This is a genomic window from Microtetraspora malaysiensis (assembly GCF_001528665.1).
GTDB classification, from domain to species: domain Bacteria; phylum Actinomycetota; class Actinomycetes; order Streptosporangiales; family Streptosporangiaceae; genus Microtetraspora_A; species Microtetraspora_A malaysiensis.
The window spans coordinates 121887-137515 of the sequence record NZ_BBYJ01000020.1; the positions used below are offsets into that span (position 1 = coordinate 121887).

Consider the following 15629-nt stretch of genomic DNA (forward strand, 5'->3'; position numbering starts at 1 on the left):
AATCGCCGCGGTGAAGGTTCGATCACAACCTCACAGGCCATCAGTCGTCCGCATCGTCCTTGCTCGGGAAGATCATCTGACAGACCTCGAGATACAGGGTCTCGGGGTAGGGGATGTGGGGAACCGTACGAAGGGCCTGATCTTGCCCGGCCGACTCCATGACGAACTCCCCGTAACCGAGCATCCGGCCCAGCAGTGAGCGCTGGAAGCTCATGTCGGTGACCTTCGCCAGTGGCATCATCGCGACCTTGCGCGTGATCAGGCCCGTGGTGAGGAGCATGCGCTGGGACGTGACCACGAAGTAGTCGACCGACCACTCCGCGACCTTCCAGACGAAGCGGATGAGGAGCAGCAGCCAGGCCCACCAGACGACGACGAGTGCCTCGCCGCCTCCGGCGTCGCTCAGCCACTTGCTGAGCAGGCCTGCCACGACGAGCCCGCCGAAGATCTCGCCGATGGGCCGGAGAAGTACGGCGGGGTGTCGCCGCACCATGATGACCTGGTGTTCATGGGGGAGGAGGTAACGGTTGACCGACGACGGGGCGGAGTCCCCGTGGGTCACTAGTCTCATGTCAGCTTTGCGAAGAACTGGGCCATCGAGTCCGCCGCCTTCATGACGCCGCTGACGGCGCCTTGCACTGTGTGGGCCGCGTCATCCGGCCTCGACAACAGGTAGAAGGCCACCAGACCGAGCGCTCCCCACTTCACGACTTTCTTGAGCTGCACCGCCGTCACCACTCCCATGACCAATAGATTACCCAGCCGCCTACTTCGGTAAAGCGGTAAAACCGGAAGAACCGGCTTCGGTGTCGACGGTCATGCGCGCCCTTCGGCGGCCACGGCGAGAACTTGTAGGTGCTTGCGTGCGATTCGCTCGACCAGGGCGGGGTATGCGTGGCCGGTGACCTCCTCGGCGCCGTGGTGGGCGACCTCGATGCACCGTGTCACGGTGGCGGCGGGGTGGATGCCCGCGAACTCGTCGCGGAGCGCCGCCTCGACCAACTCGTAGCGTCCGCCATGCGGAAGCTGACTCATGACTCCCCCTGATGAGCGGCCCCGGTGGCCGGGAACGCAAAGACACGTCGTCGTTACTCTACGTACCCAGACGAGTACATGCTGTAACTAGACGCGGGAAAGTCTGGGAAAAGTTCAGACGACGCCGTAGAGGCGGTCGCCGGCGTCGCCGAGACCCGGGACGATGTACCCGTTCTCGTTGAGCCGCTCGTCCATGCCCGCCGTCACCACGCGGATCGGCTTGCCCGAGCCCTGGAACATCTTGTCCAGGTACGCCACGCCTTCGGGCGCCGCGAGCAGGCAGAGCGCGGTGACGTCCTCGGCTCCCCGGTCGAAGAGGAACTGGATCGCCGCGCCGAGCGTGCCGCCGGTGGCCAGCATCGGGTCGAGCACGTAGCACTGCCGGCCGGAGAGGTCCTCGGGCAGGCGGGTCGCGTAGGTCTGGGCCTCGAGGGTGGACTCGTCGCGGATCATGCCGAGGAAGCCGACCTCGGCCGTGGGAAGCAGGCGCATCATTCCGTCGAGCATGCCGAGGCCGGCCCGCAGGATCGGCACCACGAGCGGCGCGGGGCGCGACAGCCGTATGCCGTGGGCGGGCGCGAGCGGGGTCTGCACGGTCACGTCCGTGATGCGGACGTCCCGGGTCGCCTCGTACGCGAGAAGTGTCACCAGTTCGTCAGCGAGACGGCGGAACGTCGGCGAGTCGGTGCGGACGTCACGCAGCGTGGTCAGCTTGTGGGCGACGAGAGGGTGGTCAACGACGAGGCTTTCCATGCCACAGAAGGTACCGTCCGGAGCAATAGGGACGAACGTCACCGGCGGTTTTGATCACAATTTGGCGCGGAAGCCGTACGGTTGGGACCGGATTCTGCGACGATTGCCTGACGTTAGGACCGCATCGGTGGGGATGACGATGACAGACGAGGACGCACTGGACTTCGCCATCGTGGTCTACCGCGAGGACGACCGCTGGGAAGCAGAGATGCTGCCGATGGGGCTGACCTCCGATCTACGCGGGTTGATCCACGCGCTCCGCCAGACGCCGAGCATGGGGGCCACGATTGGCCTTGTCGCCGTGGGGGATGACTTCTTCGTGGCGCTGCGAGTCTTCGGTGAGCGTGTGAGCGTTTTCCTGTCCGACATCACTGCTTCCTGGGACTGGCCGCTCGCGCAGCAGGTCCTCGATTACCTCGACGTCCCCGTCCCCGAAGAGGAAGAGCTGGACAGCGTGCTCCCCGCCGGCGATCTGTCGATCTTCGCCGACCTCGGGCTGGACGAGATGGAACTCGGCGCGCTCTCCGGAGACCTCGACCTGCTCCCTGACGAGGTGCTTTCGAGCATCGCCGCGCGGCTGGGCTTCTCCCAGCCGTTTGAACGTGCCGTCGACGCCGCTATCGGCTGACTCGGGAGCCCGGCCATGCCCTCGAGATTCAATCTCTTCTCCGCCGCCTTCGTGAAGATCGATGGCGGCTGGAACGGAGCCGAGGTCGACCTCAGCTCGGCGGAGATCGCCGACGACCTGGGCGACGCCGTACAGGAGGTGCTCGGCCTCGAAGGCGACGAACTCGTCCTGCTCTGCGTCGAGGTCGAGGACGAGTGGTTCGCCATCGTCCGGTACGAGAACGACCTCGACCTGCGGGTCTTCCTCTCCGACGCGCAGTCCGGCCAGGGCGACCCGCTGGCGGAGATCTTCACCGACCTCGCCGGCGTGGCGGTCGACAAGGAGCCGGCCGACCTCGGCGTGCGGCCGGCGGGCGACTTCGAGCTGCTCGCGGACCTCGGGGTGAGCTCGGAGGAGCTGCTGGAGCTGAGCATGGAGGAGGGGCTGCCCGCCGACGTCCTCTCCGTGATCGCCGAGCGGCTGTCCTTCGCCGACGAACTCGACCGCTTGCGGTGACCGGCCCGTCCGCGGCGCACGAGGCGGCCATGCGGCGGGCGCTCGCGCAGGCCGTTCGCGCGGGCGAGCGGGGAGAGGTCCCGGTCGGCGCCGTCGTCCTTGACGCGGACGGCGCGATCGTGGCGGAGGCGGGCAACGACCGCGAGGCGAGCGCGGATCCCACCGCGCACGCGGAGGTCCTGGCGCTGCGTTCCGCCGCCGAGGCGCGCGGCGAGTGGCGGCTCACCGGTTGCACCCTGGTCGTCACCCTCGAACCCTGCACGATGTGCGCGGGCGCCGCCGTACAGGCCCGCGTCGATCGTGTCGTGTACGGCGCGGACGACGACAAGGCGGGGGCCGTGGGCTCGCTCTGGGACGTGGTGCGGGATCGCCGGCTCAACCACCGGCCCGAGGTCGTCCGCGGGGTGCTCGCCGCGGAGTGCTCCGCCGTTCTCACCGACTTCTTCGCCCGGCGCCGGCCCTGAAACGACGGCGCGGGCATAAGCGTTTGTCCGGTAAGCTGACCAACGGTGGCGTCGCCTAGTGGCCGAGGGCGCACGCCTCGAAAGCGTGTGTAGGGCAACCTACCGTGGGTTCAAATCCCACCGCCACCGCCAGCACGAAGAGCCGCTGACCTGCGTGAAAAGGTCGGCGGCTCTTTCGCTTTCCACCTCATGAGGCGCCGGTGGGGTACGGGACCCCGCTGATCAACGCAAGAGCCGCTGACCTGCGCGAGGCCGGCGGCCCTGTCGCCTGTCGTGTCGCCCCCGTCCGGGCGGCGTGGCTCAGCCCTCGAGTTCGAGCACCCGGGCGTGCAACATGGAACGCTGGTGCAGCGCGGCGCGCAACGCCCGGTGCAGGCCGTCCTCCAGGTAGAGGTCGCCGTTCCACTGGACCACGTGCGGGAACAGGTCGCCGTAGAACGTGGAGTCCCTGGCGAGCAGGGAGTGCAGGTCGAGAACCGCTTTCGTCGTGATCAGTGAGTCCAGCCTGACCTGCCGCGGGGGGATCTTGGCCCACTCGCGGTTCGACAGGCTGTGCTCGGGGTAGGGGCGTCCGTCGCCGACCAACTTAAAGATCACGGTACGTAGTCTAGGAGAGAAAGCCGCCCCGCGACGTGGGGGATCTCGTCAGATCGCCCCGGAGAAGGTGTCGCAGCGCCGCGGATCGCCGGAGCTGTAGCCGGTTTTGAACCACTTCATTCGCTGGGCGGACGTGCCGTGCGTGAAGTTCTCCGGGCTGACCCGGCCCCGCGCCTTCTCCTGGATGCGGTCGTCGCCGACGGCGGAGGCGGCGTCGAGCGCCTGGCGGATGTCGGCGTCGCTGAAGGGCTTGGCGAAGAACCCGGTGCCCACCGCGTTCTTCGCCCAGACGCCGGCGTAGCAGTCGGCCTGCAGTTCGAGCCGTACCGAGCCGCTGGTCGCGCCCCGGCCGGTGCCCTTGGAGATGTCACCGAGGAGGTTCTGCACGTGGTGGCCGTACTCGTGGGCGATGACGTACGCCTGGGAGAACGGGCCGCCCTCGGCGCCGAACTTGCTGTGCAGCTCCTCGAAGAAGCCGAGGTCGAGGTAGACCTGCCGGTCGGCCGAGCAGTAGAAGGGGCCGACGGAGGAGTCGGCCGCGCCGCAACCGGTCTGGATGCCCCGGGTGAACAACACCGTTCGGGCCTGCCGATAGCCGTTGATCTCGCCCTTCCAGTACTTCTGGATGCTGTTGACGACGCCGACGACCCGGCACTTCTCGGACTGGTCGGCGTCCGCGCCGGTCTTGCACTGGGCGGCGAGGTCGCCGCTGCTCGTGGACCTGCCGCTCTGGGCGGGCTGCCCGCCGCCGCTCAGGAGCTCGGTCGGGTCGACGCCGAAGACGAGGGCCAGGACGACCACCACGATGCCCACGGCGCCGCCGCCGATCGCGAGCCCGCCGCCCCGGGACATGCCGCCGGACCCGACGTCGTCCACCTGCGAGGCGTCGAGTTCGGCCCGGTCATCGAAATCCATTCCGCGACGCTCCAGTTTGCGCGTGATCCTCGTGCGCATCGCGATGCCATCCACATCGCTGATGCCCCTTATGAAGAGAATCATGACCGCTGGAGGCTTGTGCCGGATGTGAGGGGGTGGCCGGGTCCGGAGCGGGTTCGCCGAGGACGTCCGGTCGCGGCGACGGCGACACAGTGTTCCCCGCACCAGGTTCCCCCGCACCAGGTTCCCCCGCACCGGGCCGCCCGCGGTTGGGCGCGACTCGGTCCGCGTAGCGACGTGAGCTCCAAGGTGGGCCTGATGGGGCGTCAACAGGCCCGAAGGCCGGCCCCGAACACACGGAAGCCGACCCCCAGACGCACGAAAGCCCCGGTTGTATCAGACCGGGGCTTTCGTGTTCTTGCTGCTCAACCAAGCGCGGAGGATAGGAGATTCGAACTCCTGAGGGGTTGCCCCCAACACGCTTTCCAAGCGTGCGCCCTAGGCCAACTAGGCGAATCCTCCGCCGAAAAGCTTAGCGGACTTTCCGACCAGTGGTGACCACAGTTTTCCGGTGCTCGGTCCGGCCTCGGCACACCGCGGGAGTGGTTAGACTGTCTGCGGACCCCTCGCGCGGCGTCATCCTGTGAACCTCCCCAGGGCCGGAAGGCAGCAAGGATAAACGGGCTCTGGCGGGTGTGCGGGGGGTCTCTGAGTTTAGGGAACCGCCGACCGGGTCGACCCCCCGAGGAGACGGCATGAGTCTTGCGCTGTACCGCAAGTACAGGCCCGGGACGTTCGCCGAGGTCAAGGGGCAGGAACACGTCACGGAGCCGCTGCGCCAGGCGTTGCGGAGCGGGCGGATCAACCATGCCTACCTGTTCAGCGGCCCGCGCGGCTGCGGCAAGACCTCCAGCGCGCGCATCCTCGCCCGCTCACTGAACTGCGAGAAGGGCCCGACGCCCGATCCCTGCGGCGAGTGCGATTCGTGCGTGGCCCTGGGCCCGACCGGCCCCGGGCACCTCGACGTCATCGAGATCGACGCCGCGTCGCACGGTGGCGTGGACGACGCCCGCGACCTGCGGGAGCGCGCGTTCTTCGCGCCGGTCTCGGCGCGCTACAAGATCTACATCATCGACGAGGCGCACATGGTGACCCGCGAGGGTTTCAACGCGCTGCTCAAACTCGTCGAGGAGCCCCCGCCGCACCTCAAGTTCGTCTTCGCCACGACCGAGCCGGAGAAGGTCATCGGGACGATCAAGTCCCGCACCCACCACTACCCCTTCCGGCTGATGCCCCCGGCGACGTTGCGTCAGCTCATGGAGGAGATCCTCGACTCCGAGTCGGTGCCGTACGAGCCGACGGCGCTGCCGCTCGTGGTGCGCGCGGGCGCGGGCTCGGCCCGTGACTCGCTGTCGATCCTCGACCAGCTCCTGGCCGGTGCCGACGAGTCCGGGATCACCTACCAGCGCGCGGTGTCCCTGCTGGGCTACACCGACGGCGACCTGCTCGACGAGGTGGTCGAGGCGTTCGCCAAGCGGGACGGCGCAGCGGTTTTCCAGACGGTCAACCGGGTCATCGAGGGCGGTCACGACCCCCGGCGGTTCGCGATGGACCTGCTGGAGCGCTTCCGCGACCTGGTCATCCTCGCCAACGTGCCGGAGGCTGCGGGCAACGGCCTGCTCGATCGGCCGGCCGACGAGCTGGAGCGCCTCCAGGCGCAGGCGGCGTTGATGGGCCCGGCGGAGCTGACCCGCGCCGCCGAGATCTTCAACACCGGACTGACCGAGATGCGCGGCGCGGCCTCGCCTCGGCTGCTTCTCGAGCTGATGTGCGCCCGCGTGCTGCTGCCCGCCGCCGCGGAGGGTGAGACCGCACTGCTCGCGCGGCTCGAACGCCTCGAACGCCTCGAACGCGGCGGCGTGCCGGGCCTGGCCGCCCCGGTGCCCGGCGTCGCGGTCCCCGCTCCGCAGCCGTCTCCGGCGGCCGCACCGGCTCCCGCCGCCCCGGCGGCTCCCACGGCTCCCATGTCGGCGCCCGGATCCGGGTCCCCGGCGGCCCCCGCGCGTACGGCTCCCGCGCCCGATTCGCGGGACGACTGGCCCACCCCGGCGCGGCCGGGCGCGGCGAGCGCGCCCCCGAGGGACGACGCCCCATCCGCCGCACCGGCGGCGGTGGGAGGGCCGATCCAGCAGGCGTGGCCCAGGGTCCTGGACGCGATCAAGAACAGGCAGCGCGTCGCCTGGATGATCCTTAATACGCAGGGCCGGCTCCTCGGCGTGGACGGCAACCTGGTGACCGTCGGCTTCGAGAAGCCCGGCGACGTGCAGGGCTTCCTCAAGGGCAAGCGCGACGAGGTGGTCGCGGCGGCGCTCGGCGACGTCCTGGGCGGCACCTGGCGGGTCGACGTGGTCGTCGGGAGTTCCGGCCCGCCCGCCGGTGCTCCCGCCGCGCGCGGCTCCGCCGCCCCCTCCGGCGGGTACGGCACCGCCGACGCGGGCTCACGGCCGGCCGCCCGGACCGAGGGGCAGCCCCGGCCGTCCGCCGCCGACCCGCGTACGCCGCCGGAGCCGGCGGCGCCCGCGAGCGGTCCCGAGGCCGGTGGCGGGGACGCGGGCGCGTCACAGACGACCGACGAGTCGTGGCCGGACGCGCCCTCGGACGAGGACGACGGTCGTCCGCCGGCCGGGTCGGGCGGCTCGCGCGGTTCCGCGCCCGGCCCGGGGCTGGCGGCGGCGAGGTCGGCGGCCAAGGCCGCGGCCCAGTCGGGGCCGCGCCAGGCGTGGCCGGAAGCGGTGCCGAGCCGATCCACGCCCGGGCAGGCGACGGACGACGTCGACCCGCTCAATGACGCGGACGCCGACGGGGACGAGCTGACCGGGATGGCGCTCATCCAGCGTGAGCTCGGTGGCCGTGTCATTGAGGAAATCGACCACTCCTGAGGGGCCCGCACCGCCTTGCTGGGGTGCGTTTACCCGGAACACGTACATGCTCCGGTATCAGATCCGCGGCAAACGCCGTAGGCTCGTCGCGACGACAAGTCGCTGGATGCCGAGGAGCGCACGAACGTGAACCCTGGAGATGTCAACCTGCAGCAGTTGCTGGAACAAGCCCAGCTCATGCAGCAGCAGCTCGTCACGGCCCAGCAGGAGCTCAGCGACGCCGAGGTCGAGGGGACCGCGGGCGGCGGGCTGGTGGTCGCGACGGTCAACGGCAGCGGAGAGCTGCTCGAACTGAGGATCAGCCCCAAGGCCGTGGACGCGGACGACCCCGAGGAGACCGTGGAGACGATCGCCGATCTGGTGCTGGCCGCGGTGCGAGACGCGGTGCGCGCGGCCGCCGAGTTGCAGCAGGAGAAGCTCGGTCCGCTGGCGCAGGGGCTCGGAGGCGGGCTCGGCCAGCTGCCCGGGTTCTAGAAGATCATGTACGAGGGGGTCGTCCAGAATCTGATCGACGAGCTGGGGATGCTGCCCGGCGTCGGTCCCAAGAGCGCGCAGCGCATCGCCTTCCATCTGCTGGCGGCGGATCCGGCGGACGTGAAACGGCTGGCGCACGCGCTGCTCGAGGTCAAGGAGCGGGTCCGGTTCTGCCGTGTCTGCGGCAACGTCGCCGCGGAGGAGGAGTGCCGGATCTGCCGTGACCAGCGCCGGGACCCGCACGTCATCTGCGTCGTCGAGGAGTCGAAGGACGTCGTGGCGATCGAGAAGACCCGCGAGTTCCGCGGGCGCTACCACGTGCTCGGCGGCGCGATCAGCCCGATCGACGGGGTCGGCCCCGACGACCTGCGGATCCGCGAGCTGATGACACGGCTCGCTGACGGCCAGGTCACCGAGCTGATCCTCGCGACCGACCCGAACCTCGAAGGCGAGGCCACGGCCACCTACCTGGCCCGGCTCGTCAAGCCCATGGGGCTGAAAGTGACACGACTGGCCAGCGGTCTGCCGGTGGGCGGTGACCTCGAATACGCCGACGAGGTCACCTTGGGCCGCGCTTTCGAAGGACGGAGGCTGCTGGATGTCTGATGATTGGGCCGCCCTGGCGGAACGGATCGCGGGGCACGCGCAGAACTATCTCGACGGCCTGACCCGGTTGGCCGGCGGCGAGGGTGGCGACGGCATCCTGCCGCTGCTGCTCGTCGAGGTGGCGCAGGTCAGCCTGGCCGGCACCCAGCTCGGGGCGATGCAGGACGTCATCCTGCAGGGCAACGTCGAGCCGGCACTGAGCGACGACCCCGATGTCGATCCCCTCCGTACTGCTCTGGCGGCCCGGCTCGGGCCGGTGGACGACTACGCCGAGGTGTTCGATCCGTACAAGGACACCGCGGTCACGCCGTACCGGCTGTCGGACGATCTGGCGGCGGTGGCGGCGGACCTGCTGCACGGGCTGCGGCACCACCGCGCGGGCCGCCCGTCGGAGGCGTTGTGGTGGTGGCAGTACTCCTACTTCAACACGTGGGGCAACCACGCGGGGGCGGCGCTGCGCGCGCTGCACGCGCTGGTCGCGCACACCCGGCTCGACGTGGTGGAGGAGAGCACCGTCGTCTGACGCCGACGGCCGTTCCGGCAGGTCGCATAATGATCGTCCCACATGGTGAGCATCTCCCGTCGGGCTGGTGAGACCCCCCAGTAGACTGTGAGCTCCACGTCCTGATTCGTTCGGAGAGTTCCAGTGGCGCTCGTTGTCCAAAAGTACGGTGGTTCGTCCGTCGCCGACGCGTCCTGCATCAAGCGGGTGGCGCAGCGGATCGTCGCGACGAAAAAAGCCGGCAACGACGTCGTAGTGATCGTCTCCGCGATGGGCGACACCACGGACGAACTCCTCGACCTGGCCAAGCAGGTGTCCCCGCTGCCTCCGGGACGCGAGCTCGACATGCTGCTGACGTCCGGTGAGCGCATCTCGATGGCGCTGCTGGCGATGGCGATCGCGAACCTGGGCCACGAGGCCAGGAGCTTCACCGGCTCGCAGGCCGGCGTGATCACCGACTCCACGCACGGCAAGGCGCGCATCATCGACGTGACGCCCGGCCGCATACAGGAGGCGCTCGGCCTCGGACACATCGCGATCGTCGCCGGCTTCCAGGGTGTGTCGCAGGACACCAAGGACATAACGACGCTCGGCCGCGGCGGCTCCGACACCACGGCGGTCGCGCTCGCCGCCGCGCTCGAGGCCGACGTCTGCGAGATCTACACCGACGTGGACGGCGTCTTCACCGCCGATCCGCGCATCGTCCCGACGGCCCGGCAGATCCCGCGGCTCTCCTTCGAGGAGACGCTGGAGATGGCGGCCTGTGGAGCCAAGATCCTGCATCTGCGCTGCGTGGAGTACGCGCGCAGGTTCCGGCTCCCGATCCACGTCAGAAGCTCGTTCAGCAGCAAGGAAGGCACGTGGGTCTTCACTGACCCCGAGACCGAAGGAACCGAGATGGAGCAGCCCATCATCTCCGGCGTCGCCCACGACCGGAGCGAGGCCAAGATCACCGTTGTCGGTGTGCCCGACAAGATCGGAGAGGCTGCCGCCATCTTCAAAACGCTGGCCGACGCCGAGATCAACATCGACATGATCGTGCAGAACGTGTCGGCCGCGGCGACGGGGCGTACGGACATCTCCTTCACGCTTCCGACGAACGACGCGCAGACGGCGCTCACCGCGCTCAAGAAGATCCAGAGCAAGGTGGTCTTCGACTCGCTGCTGTTCGACGACCGCATCGGCAAGGTCTCGCTGATCGGCGCGGGCATGCGCTCGCACCCCGGCGTCACCGCGACGTTCTTCAGCGCGCTGGCCAACGCGGGGGTCAACATCGAAATGATCTCCACGTCCGAGATCCGAATCTCGGTGGTCGTCGATGAGGACGACGTGGACGCGGCCGTCAACGCCGCACACCAGGCGTTCGAGCTGGACGCGGACGAGGTCGAGGCAGTCGTTTACGGAGGTAGCGGTCGATGAGTCGTAAGCCCACCCTCGCGCTCGTCGGAGCGACCGGTGCCGTGGGCACCGTGATGCGGGACATCATCTCCAACCGCGAGGACATCTACGGCGAGATCCGTCTCGTCGCGTCCGCCCGCTCGGCGGGCCGGCTGCTGCCGGTGCGCGGCGAGGAGGTCGTCGTCCAGGCGCTGGCCCCCGAGGTGTTCGACGGCGTCGACATCGCCATCTTCGACGTGCCGGACGAGGTGTCGGCCGAGTGGGTGCCGGTGGCGGCCCAGCGCGGCGCGGTCGCGATCGACAAGTCGGGCACGTTCCGGATGAACCCGCAGGTGCCGCTGGTCGTGCCGGAGGTCAACCCCGGCGACGCGCGGAACCGGCCGCTCGGCATCGTGTCCACCCCCAACTGCACGACCCTGTCGATGATGGCCGCCATGGGCGCCCTGCACAGCGAGTACGGCCTGCGCGAGCTGGTCGTGGCGTCGTACCAGGCGGTGTCCGGCGCGGGCGTGGCCGGCTCGGCCCGGCTGTACGACGAGACCGAGGCGCTGGCGGGGGACCGCACGGCCGGCCAGACCGCCGGTGACGTGCGCAAGACCCTGCAGAACAAGCTGGGCGACGCGGAGTCTCCGTTCCCCGCGCCGATCGCGTTCAACGTCGTGCCGTGGGCCGGGTCGCTCAAGGAGGACGGCTGGGCGTCGGAGGAGCTCAAGCTCCGCAACGAGTCCCGCAAGATCCTCGGCATTTCGGACCTCAAGGTCTCGGCGACCTGCGTCCGGGTCCCGGTGGTCACCACGCACTCGCTGGCCGTTCACGCGACCTTCGAGCGCGAGATCACCGTGGCGGACGCGCACCGCGTGCTGGAGGCCGCGCCCACGGTCATCCTGATGGACGACCCGGAGAACGGCGTCTGGCCCACGCCGGTGGACGTCGTCGGCACGGACCCGACCTACGTCGGCCGGGTCCGCCAGGCGCTCGACTTCCCCAACACGCTGGACCTGTTCGTCTGCGGCGACAACCTGCGCAAGGGGGCGGCGCTGAACGCCGCCGAGATCGCCGAGCTGATCGCGGCCGAGTTCACGGCCTGATCCGCCTGACCTGCCGGGCCCGGCGCGGAAGCCACCGCTTCCGCGCCGGGCCCGGCGCTGTCCGTAGCCGTTCACCGGGATCGAGGGAGCGAAGCGGGCTTTCGCGACGATCGCGGGTTTCTTCCGGCGAAGTGACCGACCCGGCCGAGGATCGTGGACACCCCTTTAGCGGAAGAGGATGTCCCAGTGGTTGTCCTCGTCCGCGTACACGACCCTGTCCGAGGCGGCCTCCGGGCGGTACATCCGCGCCCCGTCCCCGCGCGTCGTCCAGTAGTCGAACGTCTTGGTCACGTACGCGTCGATGCACGGGTTGTGGGCCATGTCGAGCTTGAAGCCGTTCTCGTGGCTGTAGCGGCCGCGGCTGTGGCCGATCTCGGTGCCGCCGGTGACGACGATCCGGCAGCCGCTGCGCCGCCTGAGCTCGATCGCCTGGGTGAGCGTGCCGTACCGGACGCCGTCAAGGGATGTGCAACTCGAGTTGGTGCGGTCGGTGCAGCGGCCCGACGATCGCCAGCGCAGCCCCCCGGCGAGGAGTTGCCGCATCGCTCCGGCGTTCTCGAGCCGGGCGGCGGCGCTGATCGACGTGACGGCGTTTCCGCGCGGCGTGGCCGCGAGCGTCCGTGCGGGCGGCAGCCGTGCCGGCAGGGCGACCGCCGCGGAGACGTACCGCACGCTCGCGATGGTCAGCGGTTGCGCTTGTGTGGCCGATTGAGGCAGCAGGGTGATCGTGATCACCGCGCCGAGTCCCCACGACAAGGGACGTAAAGTCATGCGTCATCCCCGGTGCTCAGTCCTTGATCGGGTGGCGGGGGAGCTCGCCAGGATGATCAATGCCCACGCGAGGGGCGCGGCCATTCACGGGCGACGGGGAATTTGCCCCCTCGTACGGATCATCTGGCGCGTATATGACCCGGCGGGTGCCAGGGTCGTACAGTGACCACCGTGGCCGAGAAGACGCGGGAGCGGATCGTCGCGACCGCCCTCCGGCTGTTCAAGGAGCGGGGGTTCGAGGCGACGACGATGCGGGCGATCGCCGCGGAGGCGGGTGTCTCGGTCGGGAACGCCTACTACTACTTCTCGTCCAAGGAACAGCTCATCCAGGCGTACTACGACCGGGCACAGGGCGAGCACGAGGCCGCGTGCCGGGAGCTGCTCGCGGTCGAGACGTCGTTCGCGGCCCGCCTGAGTGGTGTGCTGCGGGCGTGGGTCCGCGTGTCGGAGCCGTACCACGAGTTCGCGGCCAAGTTCTTCAAGCACGCGGCCGAGCCGAGCAACCCGCTCAGCCCCTTCAGCGCGGAGTCCGCGCCCGCGCGCGAGTCGTCGATCGCCATCTATCGCGAGGTGGTGGAGGGCTCCGCCGACCGGATCGACTCGGAGCTGCGGGCCGAGCTGCCGGAGCTGCTCTGGCTGCTGTCGATGGGCGTGGTGCTGTTCTGGGTGCACGACACCTCGCCGGGATGCGAGCGGACGTACCGGCTGGTCGACCGGACCGTCCCGTTGCTCGACCGGCTGGTCACCCTGTCGAACCTGCCGGGCATGCGCGGCGTGGCCCGCGACTTCATCGACGTCGTACGCGAACTGCGCGCCTAGCGCCGGGGGCTCCTCTTGTCACTCACAACCGGGTTCTAAGCGGAGGGCCGGAGACTACCGCTCCATGCGGCTTCCAGTCATACTCCAGCACAACTTGGTCGAATGCGGGGCCGCCTGCCTCGCGATGGTCCTCGGCGCGCACGGGCACCAATCCACTGTCGTCGCGCTGGCGGCCGAGGAGGCGCTGGCGGGCGTGGCCACCTGCCGCATGGAGGCGAACAGCAGGGACGACCTGGTCGCGCTCTTCGGCGTCCCGGCGACGGATGCGCGAGCCGGCCGGGTGCTCGGACCCGCGCGGCTTTCGGACGGCGGTTTCTGCGTTGTCAGCGTGCTGGCCGTGGAGACGGCGGTGCTCGACGAGGTGACCCGCGGGCTCGTCGAGAGGCGGATCTTCGATGAGTGGCTGGCGGATCGGCGGCGGCACGCCCACGTGGAGTGGTTCTGGGGCAGCCGGCCCCGTACCGATGCACTCACCGCCGCCCTGCGCGCCTGGCGTTGCGTGCCTGAAGGCCAGGGGTAGCCGGAACCGCAGTAGAGCCGCCGAACGTTAATGAGATGACAAAAAGGGCAGAATGCCCGCTGGAGGTGGCCTCATGGCGAAGGCAGGACGTGCGGCGGCGACCTGGCGTGCCTACCAGGAGGTGGCCAAGCCGGGATCTCCCGGCATGGGCGCCCGGCTCAAGGCGGTGCCCAGGATGATCCGGGGGACCTTCAAGGGGAACTATCCGCACCTCGGCAAGGGTCAGCTCGCCATGTTCGCGGTCGGCCTCGCCTACATCGTCTCGCCCATCGACGCCATCCCGGACTTCCTGATCGGCATCGGCGTCGTCGACGACTTCGGTGTCTTCATCTGGCTGATGTCGTCGGTGCTGGCCGCGAGCGGCCGGTACGTCGAGTGGGAGCGTGAGGGCCTAAAGACGCTCGGCGAGCAGCCACGCCCGTGACGGGAGCGGGTGGCCGAACAGCCGGGCGGCGTTGCCGTACGCGACCCGGGCGAGGTCGGCGGGGGGCAGCGTGCCGAGGTTGCGCGTGACCGCCCGCTGGGTGTCGGGCCAGGAGGACTCGGCGCGCGGGTAGCCGCTTTCCAACAGGACGTGTTCCATGCCGACGGCGAGCCGGACCCCGCTGAGCGCGCTGTCGTCGAGCGTGCCGAAGAAGAAGTTGCGCCGCAGCACCTCGCTCGGCTTGAGCCCGCCCTCCCAGCTCGTCTCGCCGGCGACGGGATGGTCCAGGGCGTAGTCGGCGCGCTCGGCGAGCATGGGCAGCCAGCCGACGCCGCCCTCGACGATCAGGATGCGCAGCGAGGGGAAGCGCAGCGGGACCCCCGACCACAGCCAGTCGGCGCAGGCGAACATCGCGCTGGCCGGCATCAGCGTGGTGATCGCCTCGATCGGGGTGTCCGGCGAGGGGACGGGAGCCCAGGACGAGGAGCCGGTGTGCAGGCACACGACGGTGCCGGTCTCCTCGCAGGCGGCGAAGAACGGGTCCCAGTGGCCGCTGTGGATGGACGGCAGCCGCAGCCGGGTGGGGAACTCGGGGAAGACCACGGCCTTGAAGCCGCGCGCGGCGTTGGCCCTGATCTCCTTGGCGGCCACGTCGGGGTCGGGCAGCCAGGGGAGCTGGAGCGCGATCATCCGCTCGGGGTAGGTGCCGGCCCACACGTCGACGTGCCAGTCGTTCCACGCCTTGACCAGGGCCAGGCCGAGCTCCTGGTCGCGTGTCTTGGCGAACAGCATCCCGGACTGACTGGCCAGCATGCCGGGGAAGCACAGGGCGGCCCAGACCCCGGCCAGGTCCATGTCCTCGATGCGCGCCTCGATGTCGTGACAGCCGGGCCGCATGTCCTCGAAGCGGACCGGGTCGAGCGTCCACTGTTCCTTGGGCAGGCCGGCGCCGACGTCGAGCCCCGCGCAGGGGTAGGTGGCCCCGCCGTACCGCCACACCTGGTGACCGGCGTCCGTCTCCACGATCTTGGGAGCGAGGTCCTTGTACTTCTCGGGGAGGCGGTCGTCGAAGAGGTCGGGCGGCTCGATCAAGTGATCGTCGGCGGAGATGATCACATAGTCCCGCCGCCTCGGCTCTGGGTCGGGATGCAGCGGGGTAGTCACAGGAGTAAACCGTAGAGCCAAGGAATAACACCTAACAAGCTGCGAGGTCTCCGGTTGGTATCCGTTCGTTCACCAG

Annotated in this window: 20 protein-coding genes, 2 tRNA genes and 1 other RNA gene; 14 read left to right on the plus strand and 9 right to left on the minus strand. The window is 69.6% G+C overall.

The window, feature by feature from the left end:
- Positions 1–40: 40 nt before the first annotated feature.
- The 4 genes from AWQ71_RS26030 to upp all read right to left on the minus strand — a co-directional run bounded on the left by AWQ71_RS26030 (position 41) and on the right by upp (position 1788).
- A complete protein-coding gene (locus tag AWQ71_RS26030) occupies positions 41–571 on the minus strand; it encodes a PH domain-containing protein (protein WP_067137648.1) in 531 nt (176 codons plus the stop codon).
- On the minus strand, positions 568–744 hold the full coding sequence (locus AWQ71_RS41955) for a hypothetical protein (protein ID WP_157570573.1): 177 nt from the start codon (positions 742–744) through the stop codon (positions 568–570). Before AWQ71_RS41955 ends, AWQ71_RS26030 begins: the two co-directional genes overlap by 4 nt.
- A 72-nt stretch (positions 745–816) precedes the next feature.
- Complete coding sequence (locus AWQ71_RS26035; RefSeq protein ID WP_067137650.1) at positions 817–1035, minus strand: hypothetical protein; 219 nt, start codon at positions 1033–1035, stop codon at positions 817–819.
- A 114-nt stretch (positions 1036–1149) separates the two neighbouring features.
- A complete protein-coding gene (upp, locus tag AWQ71_RS26040) occupies positions 1150–1788 on the minus strand; it encodes a uracil phosphoribosyltransferase (RefSeq protein WP_067137651.1) in 639 nt (212 codons plus the stop codon).
- A 133-nt stretch (positions 1789–1921) separates the two neighbouring features.
- On the opposite strand from upp, the gene AWQ71_RS26045 reads away from it, so the two are divergent.
- The 4 genes from AWQ71_RS26045 (at position 1922) to AWQ71_RS26060 (ending at position 3507) form a co-directional block, all read left to right on the plus strand.
- Positions 1922–2416 (plus strand): tRNA adenosine deaminase-associated protein, encoded by a 495-nt coding sequence (locus AWQ71_RS26045; RefSeq protein WP_067137653.1) that lies wholly within the window; start codon positions 1922–1924, stop codon positions 2414–2416.
- 15 nt (positions 2417–2431) lie between these two features.
- Complete coding sequence (locus tag AWQ71_RS26050; RefSeq protein WP_067137655.1) at positions 2432–2911, plus strand: tRNA adenosine deaminase-associated protein; 480 nt, start codon at positions 2432–2434, stop codon at positions 2909–2911.
- On the plus strand, positions 2908–3375 hold the full coding sequence (gene tadA, locus AWQ71_RS26055; protein WP_281196253.1) for a tRNA adenosine(34) deaminase TadA: 468 nt from the start codon (positions 2908–2910) through the stop codon (positions 3373–3375). The genes AWQ71_RS26050 and tadA overlap by 4 nt, the downstream gene beginning before the upstream one ends.
- A gap of 44 nt (positions 3376–3419) precedes the next feature.
- Positions 3420–3507 (plus strand) — tRNA-Ser (locus tag AWQ71_RS26060).
- Between the two features lie 168 nt (positions 3508–3675).
- On the opposite strand, the gene AWQ71_RS26065 is transcribed toward AWQ71_RS26060, so the two are convergent.
- The 3 genes from AWQ71_RS26065 to AWQ71_RS26075 all read right to left on the minus strand — a co-directional run bounded on the left by AWQ71_RS26065 (position 3676) and on the right by AWQ71_RS26075 (position 5370).
- Positions 3676–3972, minus strand: coding sequence for a type II toxin-antitoxin system VapB family antitoxin (locus AWQ71_RS26065; protein ID WP_067137657.1), 297 nt, complete (start codon positions 3970–3972; stop codon positions 3676–3678).
- Positions 3973–4020: 48 nt separating this feature from the next.
- Entirely contained in the window at positions 4021–4887 is an 867-nt protein-coding gene (gene ypfJ, locus AWQ71_RS26070; RefSeq protein WP_067137659.1) for a KPN_02809 family neutral zinc metallopeptidase, read from the minus strand.
- 397 nt (positions 4888–5284) lie between these two features.
- Positions 5285–5370, minus strand: a tRNA-Ser gene (locus tag AWQ71_RS26075).
- A 95-nt stretch (positions 5371–5465) separates the two neighbouring features.
- Here AWQ71_RS26075 and ffs point away from each other — a divergent pair.
- The 7 genes from ffs (at position 5466) to AWQ71_RS26110 (ending at position 11855) form a co-directional block, all read left to right on the plus strand.
- An RNA gene (gene ffs / locus AWQ71_RS26080) (signal recognition particle sRNA small type) lies at positions 5466–5561 on the plus strand.
- A 42-nt stretch (positions 5562–5603) separates the two neighbouring features.
- A complete protein-coding gene (locus AWQ71_RS26085; RefSeq protein WP_067137661.1) occupies positions 5604–7787 on the plus strand; it encodes a DNA polymerase III subunit gamma and tau in 2184 nt (727 codons plus the stop codon).
- Positions 7788–7913: 126 nt separating this feature from the next.
- Positions 7914–8261 (plus strand): YbaB/EbfC family nucleoid-associated protein, encoded by a 348-nt coding sequence (locus tag AWQ71_RS26090; RefSeq protein ID WP_174550763.1) that lies wholly within the window; start codon positions 7914–7916, stop codon positions 8259–8261.
- A 6-nt stretch (positions 8262–8267) separates the two neighbouring features.
- On the plus strand, positions 8268–8867 hold the full coding sequence (recR, locus tag AWQ71_RS26095; RefSeq protein ID WP_067137663.1) for a recombination mediator RecR: 600 nt from the start codon (positions 8268–8270) through the stop codon (positions 8865–8867).
- Entirely contained in the window at positions 8860–9390 is a 531-nt protein-coding gene (locus tag AWQ71_RS26100) for a DUF5063 domain-containing protein (protein WP_067137665.1), read from the plus strand. The genes recR and AWQ71_RS26100 overlap by 8 nt, the downstream gene beginning before the upstream one ends.
- Positions 9391–9513: 123 nt before the next feature.
- Positions 9514–10788, plus strand: coding sequence for an aspartate kinase (locus tag AWQ71_RS26105; protein WP_067137667.1), 1275 nt, complete (start codon positions 9514–9516; stop codon positions 10786–10788).
- Positions 10785–11855, plus strand: a complete 1071-nt coding sequence (locus tag AWQ71_RS26110) for an aspartate-semialdehyde dehydrogenase (protein WP_067137669.1) — start codon at positions 10785–10787, stop codon at positions 11853–11855. Before AWQ71_RS26105 ends, AWQ71_RS26110 begins: the two co-directional genes overlap by 4 nt.
- Positions 11856–12020: 165 nt before the next feature.
- On the opposite strand, the gene AWQ71_RS26115 is transcribed toward AWQ71_RS26110, so the two are convergent.
- Positions 12021–12626 (minus strand): hypothetical protein, encoded by a 606-nt coding sequence (locus AWQ71_RS26115; RefSeq protein WP_157570574.1) that lies wholly within the window; start codon positions 12624–12626, stop codon positions 12021–12023.
- Between the two features lie 171 nt (positions 12627–12797).
- Between AWQ71_RS26115 and AWQ71_RS26120 the strand changes: the two genes are divergently transcribed.
- The 3 genes from AWQ71_RS26120 to AWQ71_RS26130 all read left to right on the plus strand — a co-directional run bounded on the left by AWQ71_RS26120 (position 12798) and on the right by AWQ71_RS26130 (position 14389).
- Entirely contained in the window at positions 12798–13445 is a 648-nt protein-coding gene (locus tag AWQ71_RS26120) for a TetR family transcriptional regulator (RefSeq protein WP_067137726.1), read from the plus strand.
- 64 nt (positions 13446–13509) lie between these two features.
- Positions 13510–13965 (plus strand): cysteine peptidase family C39 domain-containing protein, encoded by a 456-nt coding sequence (locus tag AWQ71_RS26125; protein ID WP_067137671.1) that lies wholly within the window; start codon positions 13510–13512, stop codon positions 13963–13965.
- A 73-nt stretch (positions 13966–14038) separates the two neighbouring features.
- A complete protein-coding gene (locus tag AWQ71_RS26130; RefSeq protein WP_067137673.1) occupies positions 14039–14389 on the plus strand; it encodes a YkvA family protein in 351 nt (116 codons plus the stop codon).
- Here the strand turns inward: AWQ71_RS26130 and AWQ71_RS26135 are convergent.
- Complete coding sequence (locus AWQ71_RS26135; protein ID WP_067137674.1) at positions 14357–15553, minus strand: amidohydrolase family protein; 1197 nt, start codon at positions 15551–15553, stop codon at positions 14357–14359. The genes AWQ71_RS26130 and AWQ71_RS26135 overlap by 33 nt on opposite strands.
- Positions 15554–15629: the final 76 nt, after the last annotated feature.

What these genes read in the sequence shown, in the direction of transcription:
- AWQ71_RS26130 (WP_067137673.1), top strand. Translation starts at nt 14,039, where the DNA reads ATGGCGAAGGCAGGACGTGCGGCGGCGACCTGGCGTGCCTACCAGGAG.
- AWQ71_RS26045 (WP_067137653.1), top strand. Translation starts at nt 1,922, where the DNA reads ATGACGATGACAGACGAGGACGCACTGGACTTCGCCATCGTGGTCTAC.
- ypfJ (WP_067137659.1), bottom strand. Translation starts at nt 4,887, where the DNA reads ATGGATTTCGATGACCGGGCCGAACTCGACGCCTCGCAGGTGGACGAC.
- AWQ71_RS26110 (WP_067137669.1), top strand. Translation starts at nt 10,785, where the DNA reads ATGAGTCGTAAGCCCACCCTCGCGCTCGTCGGAGCGACCGGTGCCGTG.
- AWQ71_RS26115 (WP_157570574.1), bottom strand. Translation starts at nt 12,626, where the DNA reads ATGACTTTACGTCCCTTGTCGTGGGGACTCGGCGCGGTGATCACGATC.
- AWQ71_RS26125 (WP_067137671.1), top strand. Translation starts at nt 13,510, where the DNA reads ATGCGGCTTCCAGTCATACTCCAGCACAACTTGGTCGAATGCGGGGCC.
- AWQ71_RS41955 (WP_157570573.1), bottom strand. Translation starts at nt 744, where the DNA reads ATGGGAGTGGTGACGGCGGTGCAGCTCAAGAAAGTCGTGAAGTGGGGA.
- AWQ71_RS26035 (WP_067137650.1), bottom strand. Translation starts at nt 1,035, where the DNA reads ATGAGTCAGCTTCCGCATGGCGGACGCTACGAGTTGGTCGAGGCGGCG.
- AWQ71_RS26100 (WP_067137665.1), top strand. Translation starts at nt 8,860, where the DNA reads ATGTCTGATGATTGGGCCGCCCTGGCGGAACGGATCGCGGGGCACGCG.
- upp (WP_067137651.1), bottom strand. Translation starts at nt 1,788, where the DNA reads ATGGAAAGCCTCGTCGTTGACCACCCTCTCGTCGCCCACAAGCTGACC.
- AWQ71_RS26050 (WP_067137655.1), top strand. Translation starts at nt 2,432, where the DNA reads ATGCCCTCGAGATTCAATCTCTTCTCCGCCGCCTTCGTGAAGATCGAT.
- AWQ71_RS26030 (WP_067137648.1), bottom strand. Translation starts at nt 571, where the DNA reads ATGAGACTAGTGACCCACGGGGACTCCGCCCCGTCGTCGGTCAACCGT.
- recR (WP_067137663.1), top strand. Translation starts at nt 8,268, where the DNA reads ATGTACGAGGGGGTCGTCCAGAATCTGATCGACGAGCTGGGGATGCTG.
- AWQ71_RS26085 (WP_067137661.1), top strand. Translation starts at nt 5,604, where the DNA reads ATGAGTCTTGCGCTGTACCGCAAGTACAGGCCCGGGACGTTCGCCGAG.